General features: G+C 64.3%; 8 protein-coding genes and 1 pseudogene. 3 read left to right on the forward strand and 6 right to left on the reverse strand.

Features of this window, described 5'->3' with window-relative positions; translation table 11 throughout:
* Positions 1–95: 95 nt before the first annotated feature.
* From AC6CHY_RS15650 to AC6CHY_RS15665, 4 genes are read right to left on the reverse strand one after another with little or no spacing between them, the layout of a single operon-like run.
* Positions 96–932 carry a bifunctional allantoicase/(S)-ureidoglycine aminohydrolase gene (locus AC6CHY_RS15650; RefSeq protein ID WP_217390763.1) on the reverse strand — a complete coding sequence of 279 codons (837 nt, stop codon included), beginning with the start codon at positions 930–932 and terminating at the stop codon, positions 96–98.
* On the reverse strand, positions 925–2,202 hold the full coding sequence (locus AC6CHY_RS15655; RefSeq protein WP_498227300.1) for a DUF6986 family protein: 1,278 nt from the start codon (positions 2,200–2,202) through the stop codon (positions 925–927). The genes AC6CHY_RS15650 and AC6CHY_RS15655 overlap by 8 nt, the downstream gene beginning before the upstream one ends.
* Entirely contained in the window at positions 2,199–3,827 is a 1,629-nt protein-coding gene (gene aceB, locus AC6CHY_RS15660; protein ID WP_498227301.1) for a malate synthase A, read from the reverse strand. The genes AC6CHY_RS15655 and aceB overlap by 4 nt, the downstream gene beginning before the upstream one ends.
* A gap of 22 nt (positions 3,828–3,849) precedes the next feature.
* Entirely contained in the window at positions 3,850–5,238 is a 1,389-nt protein-coding gene (locus AC6CHY_RS15665; protein WP_498227302.1) for an NAD-dependent malic enzyme, read from the reverse strand.
* A 219-nt stretch (positions 5,239–5,457) separates the two neighbouring features.
* On the opposite strand from AC6CHY_RS15665, the gene AC6CHY_RS15670 reads away from it, so the two are divergent.
* The gene (locus AC6CHY_RS15670; protein WP_498227303.1) at positions 5,458–6,222 is read left to right on the forward strand and encodes an IclR family transcriptional regulator; all 765 of its coding nucleotides are present in this window, start codon (positions 5,458–5,460) and stop codon (positions 6,220–6,222) included.
* 112 nt (positions 6,223–6,334) lie between these two features.
* Positions 6,335–6,598, forward strand: a pseudogene (locus AC6CHY_RS15675) (leucine zipper domain-containing protein); the annotation flags it as partial.
* 505 nt (positions 6,599–7,103) lie between these two features.
* On the opposite strand, the gene AC6CHY_RS15680 reads toward AC6CHY_RS15675, so the two are convergent.
* Together AC6CHY_RS15680 and AC6CHY_RS15685 are read right to left on the reverse strand one after the other, a co-directional pair.
* Entirely contained in the window at positions 7,104–8,660 is a 1,557-nt protein-coding gene (locus AC6CHY_RS15680) for an AbgT family transporter (RefSeq protein WP_498227304.1), read from the reverse strand.
* 254 nt (positions 8,661–8,914) lie between these two features.
* Positions 8,915–10,003 carry an ArsR/SmtB family transcription factor gene (locus tag AC6CHY_RS15685; RefSeq protein WP_498227305.1) on the reverse strand — a complete coding sequence of 363 codons (1,089 nt, stop codon included), beginning with the start codon at positions 10,001–10,003 and terminating at the stop codon, positions 8,915–8,917.
* A gap of 161 nt (positions 10,004–10,164) precedes the next feature.
* On the opposite strand from AC6CHY_RS15685, the gene AC6CHY_RS15690 reads away from it, so the two are divergent.
* Positions 10,165–12,027, forward strand: coding sequence for a CocE/NonD family hydrolase (locus AC6CHY_RS15690; protein WP_498227306.1), 1,863 nt, complete (start codon positions 10,165–10,167; stop codon positions 12,025–12,027).
* Positions 12,028–12,126 lie beyond the last annotated feature (99 nt).

Consider the following 12,126-nt stretch of genomic DNA (forward strand, 5'->3'; position numbering starts at 1 on the left):
AGACGGGGGCAGGGTTTCCCCCTCCCCCAAACACCGTCGGGCCCCTCGAACGCATCGCGTTCGAGGGGCCCGACGGTGTTAAGCGGCGTGCCGCGTTACAAGGCGATCTGGCGGTTCTGGTCCTTGTAGAGCAGGTAGCGGAAGTTCGACGGTCCGCCGGCGTAGCAAGCCTGCGGGCAGAAGGCGCGCAGCGACATGTAGTCCCCCGCCTCGACCTCGACCCAGTCCGCGTTCAGCCGGTAGACGGCCTTGCCCTCCAGCACGTACAGGCCGTGCTCCATCACGTGGGTCTCGGCGAACGGGATCGAGGCGCCGGGCTCGAAGGTCACGATGTTCACGCCGAAGTCGAACGCCACGTCCTGCGGGTCAAGCATGCGCGTGGTGCGCCACTTGCCCTCGGTCTCCGGCATCGCGCCAGGCTCGATGTCGCGCTCGTTGCCGACGACCGGACCCGGGGCGGCGACGCCCGCCAGGACCTCGTAGCGCTTGCGGATCCAGTGGAAGGTTGCCACCTCGACGCCGTTGTTGTGCGCCTGCCACTGTGTGCCGGCCGGGACGTAGGCGAAGCCGCCCTCCTCCAGGGTGTGCGCGGCGCCGTCGATGGTCACGGTCAGCCGGCCGGAGACCACGAAGACGAAGGACTGGACCTCGGCCTGCGGCTCCGGGTGATCCGAGCCGCCGCCCGGGGAGACCTCCACGATGGACTGGGCGAAGGTGGTCGAGCCGCCGGCGACCGGGCGGTTCAGCACCCAGGCGCGGGTGCCGGTCCACTCCGGGAAGACGGAGGTGACGATGTCGCGCAGCACCCCGCGCGGGATGACCGTGTAGGCCTCGGTGACGATGGCGCGGTCGGTCAACAGGTCGGTCTGCGGCGGGTGCCCTCCGTAGTTCGTGTAGTAGCTTGCATCCGCACGAGTCTGGATCTTAGACATTCGAGTCCTCCGTCTGTGTTGCTCGCGCCAGGGCGATTGATTCAAGGGTGGATAGGGAAATCTCGGCCTCCGCGGCGATCTCCTCGGCCGTCAGTGCGCCGCAGACCAGGCCGCGGCGGATGAAGTTGGCCAGCGCCTTGGCGGTTGCCGGTTCGTCCATGATGGCCGATTCGATGCGGTGCACGTAGTTGCGCAGGCGTGCCGCCGCGGCGGCAAAGCCCTCGCGGTAGAACGCGTAGGTCGCCAGGTAGCGGGTGGGCAGCTGGTTTTCGTGCAGGTCCCAGCCCTGGTAGATCCCGCGCTCCAGGTGGCGGCGCACCAGGCGGGCATGCAGTGCCCAGGCGGCCTGGACCTGTTCCGGGTCGCCCAGGGGCAGGATGTTGGTCGAGCCGTCGGACATGTGCACGCCGGTGCCGGCGATGGCCACCTGCATGACGTTCTTGGCGTAGTCGGCGGCCGGGTGCTCCATGGACTGGTAGGCAGCCGCGATGCCCAGCGAGGCCGAGTAGTCGTAGGTGCCGTAGTGCAGCGAGGAAATCCGCCCCTGGCCCGCGTGCAGCAGCGTAGCCGACGGGACGGTGCCCTCGTGCGAGAGGATCAGCTGCGGGGTTTCCATCTGGACCTCGAAGCGCAGGCGCCCGGCGGGCAGCGAGTGCGCCGCCTCCAGCTGCTCGCAGACGAAGACCATGGCGCGGACCTGGGCGACGGTGGTGACCTTCGGAAGGGTCAGCACCAGCCCTTCGGGCAATTCGCCGGCGCGTGCCAGCGTGGAGACGAACAAATCCAGCGTGCGCAGTCCGCGGGCCCGGGTGGGTGCCTCGAGGCACTTGAAGCGGATGCCGATGAACGGCGGGGCGAGACCTGCGGCCACGGTCTTGGCGACCTGTTCCGCCGCCGCAACCGCAGCGGCGTCCTCGGCCTCGTCGCCGCGGTTGCCGTATCCGTCCTCGAAGTCCAGGCGCAGGTCCTCGATGGGCTCGCGGCCAAGCTTCGCTGCGACCAGCGCGGCAAGTTCCTCCGGCTGTGCCAGTCCCAGCTTTTCGGCCAGGGCAGCCAGGCCCGCCACGCCGCCGGCGGCCTCAAGGGCAGCGGCGCCCCAGGCCGCGGGCAGCCCGGGGGTGAAGCGGTCGGCCGGGACATAGGCGGTGTGGATCGGCTGGCGCCGTCCGTCGTCGCCCGGGTAGTTCTGCTCCAGCAACTCGTCGGTGGCGGCCAGATCGCTTTCGATGCGTGCCAGTGCGGCTGCGCCCAGCGCGCCTTCCCGGCTCATTTTGCCACCAGCTCGGTGCTTAGCAGGCGGTAGGCAGGCAGCGTGAGGAAGTCCTCGAAGTCCTCGTCGCGCCCGGAGACCAGGCGGCCGATGAGGTCTGCCGCGGGGGCGTAGTACGCGGCGAAGGTTTCCTCGTCGTTGACCTCGCCGCGCAGCTTCTCGACCTGGACCTCGAGTGCCTTGGCGACGAGCTCGGCGGTGATGGTGTTGCCGGTGTCGGCGGCGACGACCTTATTGCGGATCTGCTGCCAGATCTGCGAACGGGAGATCTCGGCCGTTGCCGCGTCCTCCATGAGGTTGTGGATGGCCACGGCCCCGTTGCCCGAGAGCCAGACCGCGGTGTAGGCGACGGCCACGTAGAGGTTGGTGTTGACCCCGGCCTCGGTGACCGAGCCCGGTGCCGAGGCGACGTCGAGCAGCTGGCCGGCGGTGACGGCGACCTCGGGGCGCTGGCGGTCGATCTGGTTGGGCTTCGCGCCGAGCACGGAGTCGAAGACCTCCACGCAGATCGGGACCAGGTCCGGGTGCGCCACCCAGGAGCCGTCGAAGCCGTCGTTGGCCTCGCGGGTCTTGTCGGCCCGGACCTTCTCGAACGCGGCGGCGGTGACCTCCGGTTCGCGGCGGTTCGGGATGACGGCGGCCATGCCGCCCATCGCGAAGGCGCCGCGCTTGTGGCAGGTCTGCACCAGCAGTTCTGTGTAGGCGCGCATCATCGGCGCCGTCATGGCCACGTCGGCGCGGTCGGGCATGACGAACTTTTCGCCGGCCTCGCGGAAGTACTTGATGATGGAGAAGAGGTAGTCCCAGCGACCGGCATTCAGGCCCGAGGCGTAGTCGCGCAGCTCGTAGAGCATCTCGTCCATCTGGAACGCGGCCGGGATGGTTTCGATGAGCATGGTGGCGCGGATGGTGCCGTGTTCGATGCCCAGTTCCGCCTCGGCGAAGGCGAACACCTCGTTCCACAGTCGGGACTCGAGGTAGGACTCCATCTTGGGCAGGTAGTAGAACGGGCCCTGGCCCGACTCTGCCAACACCTTGGCGTTGTGGAAGAAATGCAGGCCGAAGTCGACCAGCGCGCCGATTGCCGGTGCACCGTTGATGAGCACGTTGGCCTCCGGCAAGTGCCAGCCGCGCGGGCGGACCACGACGGTGGCCAGCGGTGCGTCGGTGCGCAGCGCGTAGGACTTGCCGTTGCCCGCGTCCTCGAAGGACAGCGTGCCGGCGGCCGCCTCGGTGAGGTTCACCAGCGCGTCGATGACGTTGTGCCAGGTCGGGGTCGAGGCATCCTCGAGGTCAGCAAGCCAGACCTTGGCACCGGAGTTCAGCGCGTTGATGGCCATCTTGGCCGGGGAAGCCGGGCCGGTGATTTCCACGCGGCGGTCCTGCAGGGCGGCCGGCGCCGGGGCGACCTTCCAGTCGCCGGCGCGGACCTGCGCGGTGGCCGGATCGAAGTCCATGGTGCCGGTCTTGGCGACCTCGGCGCGGGCCCTGGTGCGTGCCTCAAGCAGCTCCTCGCGGGTTCCGGTGAACTTCTCGTGCAACTTCAAGACGAAGGCCAGCGCCTCGGCGGAGAGGATCTCATCGGCCTTGGCAACGGACGGGGTGTGGGTCAGTGTGATGCTCATCGTGGTGGACCAGACTTTCTTGCTACTTGTTCTTCGCTGCCGCGGAGGAGACGGCCTCGGCAACGTCTGCGGCCACGTGCGGGTCGAAGACGGAGGGAATGATGAAACCTGGGTTGAGTTCATCTTGGCTTACCCGGGCGGAAATGGCATCGGCTGCAGCCAACAACATTTCGTCGGTGATGTCTGAAACGCGTGCGTCGAGCAGTCCGCGGAAGAAGCCCGGGAAGGCCAACACGTTGTTGATCTGGTTCGGGAAGTCGGAACGGCCCGTGGCGACCACGGCGGCGTGGCGGCCGGCGGCGGCCGGGTCGACCTCCGGGTCGGGGTTGGCCATGGCGAAGACGATGGCGTTCTCGTTCATGGCCTCGATGTCCGCCTCGTCCAGGACGTTGGGGGCGGAGACGCCGATGAAGACGTCGGCGCCAACCATGGCTTCCTTGAGCGTTCCGGTGAACTGCTCCGGGTTGGTGTTGTCGGCCAGCCACTGGCGGTGCGGGTCGGCGGAGACATCGGTGCGGCTAATGGCGCCGTTGCGGCCGGCGGCGATGATGTTCTTGGCGCCGCGGGCGGCCAGGAGCTGGATGATGGCGTTGCCCGCTGCGCCGACGCCGGAGACGACGATGCGGACCTTGTCGATCTGCTTGCCGACCACCAGCAGCGCGTTGGTCAACGCGGCGAGGGTGACGATGGCGGTGCCGTGCTGGTCGTCGTGGAAGACCGGGATGTCGAGTTCCTCGCGCAGGCGGGCCTCGATTTCGAAGCAGCGCGGTGCGGCGATGTCCTCGAGGTTCACGCCGCCGTAGACCGGGGCGAGCGCCTTGACGATCATGATGATCTCCTCGGTGTCCTGGGTGTCCAGGCAGACCGGCCAGGCATCGACGTTGGCGAACTGCTTGAACAGCGCGGCCTTGCCCTCCATGACCGGAAGCGCGGCGGCCGGGCCGATGTTGCCCAGGCCCAGGACGGCGGAGCCGTCGGTGACCACGGCAATGGTGTTGCGCTTGATGGTGAGGTTGCGGGCGTCCTCGGGGTTCTCGGCGATGGCTATGCACACGCGGGCCACCCCGGGGGTGTAGGCGCGGGAGAGGTCGTCGCGGTTGCGCAGGGCCACCTTCGGGACGACCTCGAGCTTGCCGCCCAGGTGCATGAGGAAGGTGCGATCCGAGACGTTGCGCACGTTCACGCCGTCCAGCGCATCGAGGGCATCGCGGACGGACTGGCCGTGTGCGGCGTCGGTGGTGTTGCAGCTGACGTCGACGACCATGTGGTCATGGCCGGATTCGGCCACGTCAAGTGCCGTGATCGAGCCTCCGGCGCGGCCCACGGCCGCGGCCAGTTCGCTGGTTGCAGTGATCGAGACGGGCGTTTGGACACGCAGCGTCAGTGAATATCCCGGGCTAGGTACAGCCATATCGTCCTCCTGAAAAAAGTTTCCGTATAGTGGATACTATTATCTGCGGAGTGAAATTACAAGCACTTATGTGGAGTGGGTCACGGGAATTTTGCACCAAAGTTTCGGATCGTGGAAGAACAGGCCAGGGTTCCGGTAGTGTTGCATCACAAGACTTGACCGTTTGCGGGACCTTTTGACGGTTCCCGCCCGCGCACCAGCAGACCCAGGAGCATCGCCATGGCCGAAGTAAAGACGACATCGGGCGTCCAATCCGTCGAGCGCGCCTTCGAGCTCCTTGAACTCATTGGCCGGGCCGGCGGAGAGGCGGCCCTGAGTGAACTTGCCATGGACACCCCGCTTCCGCTTCCCACCATCCACAGGCTGCTGCGCACCCTGGTCGGCATTGGATACGTCCGCCAGCTGAACAACCGCCGCTACGCGCTGGGCCCGCGACTGATCCGCTTGGGCGAGGTCGCCAACCGCCAGCTGGGGGCCCTGTCCACGCCCATCCTGCAGAACCTGGTGAACGACCTGGGCGAATCCGCCAGCATCGCGGTGCTCGACGGCGACATGGTCACCTACATTTCCCAGGCCCAGTCGCCGCACGCGATGCGCATGATCACCGAGGTCGGACGCCGCTCCTCGCTGCACGGCACGAGCGTGGGCAAGGCCATCCTGGCGGTGCTGGATAACGACCGGGTCCAGCGGCTGGTCAACCAGGCCGGCATGCCCGCCCACACGCCCAAGACCATCACAACCATGCACCAGCTCTTCGACGAACTCGAACAGGTGCGCTCCCGCGGCTATGCCATCGACGAGGAAGAGCAGGAACTGGGCGTTCGTTGCCTGGGCATGTCGGTCCCGGGCGCACCGACGCCGATGGCCATTTCCGTCTCCGGGCCCGTCACCCGCGTGACTGACGAGTTCACCTCCCGGGCGATACCGCACCTTCGTGCGGCCACGGCCCAGCTTTCCGCGGCACTGGCCGTCACTACGGGCTAGGTGTATTGACCACGGTCGTTGGGGACTTGCTGCGTGGCTGAATGACAAAAAGAAGACCTCCAAGTGAAGTGGTGTTTGCGACAACATTCACGACATCCCGGAGGTCTTCTTCATGTCCCATAATAATGCCATCCTCGCGCCCAAGGGCCGCCTGAAGCTGGCCCGGTGCATCGTGGAGGACCGCTGGCCCCTGCGCCGTGCCGCCGAGCGGTTCCAGGTCTCCGTGTCCACCGACGCCCGCTGGGCCTCCCGCTACCGGGATCACGGCGAGGCCGGGATGCGGGACCGCTCCAGCAGACCCGCCCGGTCCCCGCGGCGCACCCGCGTGCGCACCGAGCGGCGGATCATCGGGCTGCGGGTGAACCGGCGCTGGGGCTACCACCTGCAAATGGGGACGCCGCGTGGACCCGAAACACTCCCCGTGGAGGACTGCCAGAGGGCAGCTTCTATGTAGCCCACTCCTGCCAGTGAGGTCTGGCTAGTCATGATGGAGTGTTCTTTGGCATCACCCGCCAAGGCCTCCGGAACCAAGATCGTCGTTCTGCTGCCGACCGCGGGCTCCACGAAACGGTGCATTGCACACCTCACAACGATGGGGCGTCCGTTCCCGTGGACCAAGTCATCCAAGATCCCGCCAGGGAGGTCGGCCCCTTGGGCCCCAAGGAACGTCGAGAAGGCAGCGACGATCGCCGTCGGGCCGGGATCCATGGGCGGATCCTCCGGGGAAAGTGGGGCGCTGGAAGTCCGCGATCGGTGGAATGGTCCTTGCGGCCCCGCCAGTTCCGACCCGGAAAGTGGGCCCAGCAACTGATGATCCCTTTGGTTTCATCCCTTGAACCTGCCCCCGGCATCGAGCCGCAGGCGGCCGGTTGTCGCCCGCGCTACCGCACCGGGGCACCGGGACCGAGCGGAATGCCCAGCGCCCACCAGGCGAGGAACAAACCGAGCCACACCACGAACATGATCAACGCACAGGGCAACGTGAAGGAGATCAGCGTGCCAATGCCCGCCTTCTTGTTCAGCGTTTGGAGGTAGCCCACACAGAGAACGAAGCTGGTGCTCATCGGGGTGATGGAATTGGTGCACGAATCGGCGATGCGGTAGAGCGCCATAGTGGTGGCAGGATTCGTCCCGAGCAGCATCATCATCGGGACGATGACCGGTGCAACGAGCGCCCACAGGGCCTGACCGGAAGTGATCATCAGGTTAAGGACCGCGATGCAGACCACAACAATCAAGAAGAGGCCAACGCTGTTGATCCCCAGGCCTTGAATGGCATCGGAACCGACCACGGCCACTACGGTGCTGATTTTCGTGAACTTGAACAACGCCAAAAACTGGGAGACGGCAAAGAACAGGACGATCAGCGGCGCAATCGAACGAACGCCGTCGGCCATGAAGCGAGGGATGTCTGAGGCGGAGTCCAGTTGCCGGGAACCAGAGGCGAAAGCCGTGCCCAGAACCAGAAAGAACATCGACAGGAAGAATGCTATGCCGTCCAGAAACGGCGATTCCAGGAACTCCCCGCCCGCTCCACGCAGCGGTGATCCCGGAGGAATGATGGCCGCGGCCAGCAGCGCGAGGAAGGCCACCGCGGAGAGTCCCGTGACGCGCAGTCCACGGCGTTCCTGCTCGTCGGAGAGCAGAGCACTGGGGGCCATGGCGGACATTGCCGCCGTGTCGGCCTGCTCGGTGTCGACCACCAGGGTGTGCTCACGCTTCTTCAGGATCAGCTCGGTGACCAGGGTGACCGTAATCGCCAACACTATGGCTGAGACCGTCGTGAAGTACATGTTGTCCGTGGCTCGAACGGTGACACTCGGATCGATGAGGTGGGCGGCCTCGGTGGCTACCTTTGCAAAGACCACATCGCCGGGGGCGATCAGTGGATTGGCATCTCCGGCTGCATTGATCGAGACGAAGGCTACGATCATGCCCAGCATCGGAGAGCGGCCTACGGCTTTAAAAGCCACCGCGCCCAGCGGAATCAACACAACGTAGGCGGAGTCGGAGAGGAACTTGGAAAGCGCGCCGCCCAGAGCAACGGCAAATACGACGGAACGCGGCGACACATTGCTTAGCGCACGTCGGGCAATTACTTCAAAGAGTCCGGACCTGTCCGCCACTGCAACGCCCAGCATGACGATCAGCACCGTCCCCAGCGGCCCAAACGTGACGAAGGATTCCTCCGCGCCGGTCAGCAGGGAGCGAATGGCCCCGACGCTCAACGCATTGTTGACCCCGACCGTCTCTCCGGTCGCGGGATCCGTGACGCGCACCCCTGCGCTCGATAATATCCAGCTGGCTACGGCAAGCACTCCGAAGAGAATCCAGAACAGCCAGAACGGATGCGGCAGTGCATTGCCTGCCCGTTCCACGCTGGCGAGCAAACGGAGCCCCAGCGATTCGCTTCGGCCTCCGATTTTGGTGATGGTCATGGATCCTCCAGTAGTGCGGTAACCCTGAGCCGCGGATTGCCCAGTAGCGTGGGAGTCGAAAACCCCACCCGTGATTTGTATTACAAGCACCGCGGTTCTGGGAGATGATTATCCAATTTTCGACAATCGTTCCGGAAGTTGCGACGAGGATTTGGAAACTGTCCTGCGAGATGCATATGGACGGGTCAATGAATGCACACCAATGATGCACACCATTCGCCGACTTCGGGAAGGCGCCGCCCGGTAGGCGGAACTCATCTGGTCAGTGTGGCCAGCAAGTCCGGACCGATCCTGAGCACCGTTGCCGTGTCGATGCGGTGGTAAACCAGCTTCCCGTGGCGGTCCGAGACTACGAGTCCGGCTTCGCGCAGCACCCGCAAGGATCGGGATATCTGTGCCGCAGGCTGGCCAAGCCGGACGGCAAGTTCGGAGGTCGTCATGGGTTCGGCCGAAATGTGCCGGAACAGTTCCATCCGGGAATCGGCACTGAGCGCGCTGAGCCTGTCACGCACCTGATGGATCTGTAGGAGGTCCTCCTGCCGTGTCTGCGCCGGAAAATGGACAATGACCGGGTATCCGGCATTGTCCTTAACCGTGAGATGGTTGCCGATCCAACTTGAAGGGACGAGCAGCAGCTCGCGTTCGGCCATCTTGACCCGGCGCTGTTGGAGCTTGTCGAAGCGAACCTCGGACGCTCCGCGAAAGGCCTTGGCGGTGACACTGAGCGACGCGATCGTCGCAATGGGGTCGGTTTGATTCAGCTTGCCCGCGAGTTGGGCCGCGGCGCGGCCGATGGTGGGGGCGAGCTCTTCCCACTCCACCTTGAAGAACGAATTCCAACAATCCAGGCAGAATTCGATGATCCTTTGCCTGAACTGCTCCGGGTCATTCAGAAGTTGTTCGGCCAGCTCGAATCGTCCCAAAGAACGAGATCGGCACGTATCCAGGAACTCGCGACGGACTTTTTCATCCTGCAGCAGCTCCCGGGCTGCGGGGAGGTCCTTGCTGAAACCGCGAATGGCTTCGGCCGCCATGGAGACGAAAGCCTCAAGCGGCAGGGCGGCCATGCCATCGAGTTCTCGGTCAAGATTCTGTTTTGGTTCGGTGGACACTGGAAAGAAGAATCGTGCACGGAACCGTGCCCACAGGGGCGAGAGAGCGTTGAACTCGGCGATCAGCCGATCGTCCAGATTTCGCGCGATCGCCTGAACTTTTGCGGACGATTCGAAGTGATGGTCAGGTTCCGCCAATACGTGGAGAACCGCCATCAGTTCGGACAGGGGTGAGACCGATACGCGCAGGTTGTTGATGTCGAATCCTGCAAATTGAAGTGCAATGGCCATGAGACCTCCTCTGCCATGCCTGCCTTGTTACGAACAGTTGGCTCAATTTCGCCAATTGTCGCGCGGATCGCCGGTTCACTGGCTAACTTCATGATGTAAGGCTCCGCCGGCGCAACCTAAAAGTAACACCGGGAAGTGAAAATCAAGGAATGAGATCACAGTTGACTAGCTATATCGACGACAGATCCTTGCTGTCTGAGGACGCCGGCCATCCGCAGGAATTCATGGTTGAGATGGGTGATGGATGCCGGCTTGCCACCGATGTATATCTAGGTGACGCCAGCGAAAAACCCCGGCCCGTGCTGTTGGAGCGCACACCCTATGGGAAGCGTTCAACGCGGGATTCAGATCAGTCCATGCATGGCCAACCAATACCGCTGCCGGCGGAAATAGCTGCCTTTTTCGTCAACCGCGGCTATATCGTGATTCGCCAGGACTGCCGCGGACGAGGCGGCTCCGAAGGTGAGTTCGTCAAATACCTCAACGAGGGACAGGACGGGGCGGATACGATCTCCTGGATCACGGCGCAGCCTTGGTGCGACGGGCGTGTTCTGATGAATGGGGTTTCCTACTCGGCCCATGTGCAAACGGCCGCAGCGGCTTTGGCACCCTCCGGACTGGCTGCCATGTTCATGGACTCGGGCGGATTCTCCTCGGCCTATGAAGTGGGCATGCGCATGGGCGGGGCCTTCGAACTCAAGCAGGCCACTTGGGCCTTTCGCCATGCGGCGCGAAGTCCGGAAGCGATGGTCGATCCCGTAATCGCTTCGGGACTGACCGCGCTGAACGTGGCGGACTGGTTCCACCAGACACCATGGCGGCGGGGCAGTTCACCGCTGAGCCTGGCCCCCGCTTACGAGGGCTATTTGCTGGAGCAGTGGGCCCATGAGAACTTTGACGACTACTGGGCACAGCCTGCAATCTATGCCCGCGGTTCCTACGACAAGTTCCCCGATGTGCCAAGTTTCCACATCTCCAGCTGGTACGACCCTTACATTTCTTCAGCCATTGAGAATTTTCAGCAGCTTGGAGACCGCAAGTCCAGTCCGGCCTACCTGCTCCTGGGACCCTGGACCCACGGGAAACGTTGCCAGAGCTACGCAGGCGATGTCGACTTTGGCCCTGCCTCATATTTTGACGGCAATCTCGCGCCGTCTTACCTGGATTTTAGGGCTGATTGGATGGATGAGGTCCTGGGACGCAGCACCACTGCCGTGCAACGGACCGCCGTCACCTATTTCCTGATGGGTGGCGGCAGCGGAAAAGCCACCCCACAGGGCCGGCTTGATCATGGCGGCCGATGGGAACGCGCGGCCTCATGGCCTCCGGAAAACGCGCATAGGGTCACCCTGTACTGCTCGCCGGACGGGGGACTGATTCCCGAACCGGTTTCACAAGATGCCTCAATCACCTACGCCTTTGACCCGAGCCACCCGGTTCCGACCATCGGAGGGCAAGTCACCAGCGGCGAACCAGTCATGCGCGGCGGGGCTTACGACCAGGTGCCCAGCGACGAAATCTTCGGAGCCAGCCGGCCGCACTTGCCACTGAGCGCCAGACCCGATGTGTTGGTGTTCCGCACCGATCCTCTCCGGGAACAAGTGAGCATCGCGGGTGGGGTGACTGCCGAGATCTTCCTGTCGTCCTCGGCCAGGGACACGGACCTGACCATCAAGTTGATCGACGAGTACCCGCCGAGTCATGACTTCCCTCAGGGTTTTGCCATGAATCTCACCGAGGGAATCATGCGCGTGCGTTACCGCGAGTCCTTCACCGAACCTGAACTGCTGGAGCCCGACCAGATTTACCGCATTACGGTCGAGGCGCCGGCGACGGCAAATCTCTTTGCCGTCGGGCACCGGATCCGGCTTGATGTTTCGTCGAGCAACTTTCCGCGCTTTGATGTGAACTCAAATACCGGTGGGTTGGTTGCCGCCGACAGGATCAAGATCGTGGCCGAAAACACCGTGCACATGTCGGATGCCCATCCGACGTCGCTTTCACTGGACGTGTTATCCGACTAGGCCCATTGCCTCGCGGGTGGGCAGAACCGGCAGTGGAATCGATGTGGACAACCCGATAATGCGCGTCCGCACGGACCCAGGGAACCGGGTCGACTGTGA

The sequence above is a fragment of the Paeniglutamicibacter sp. GQ140 genome, from assembly GCF_059759235.1.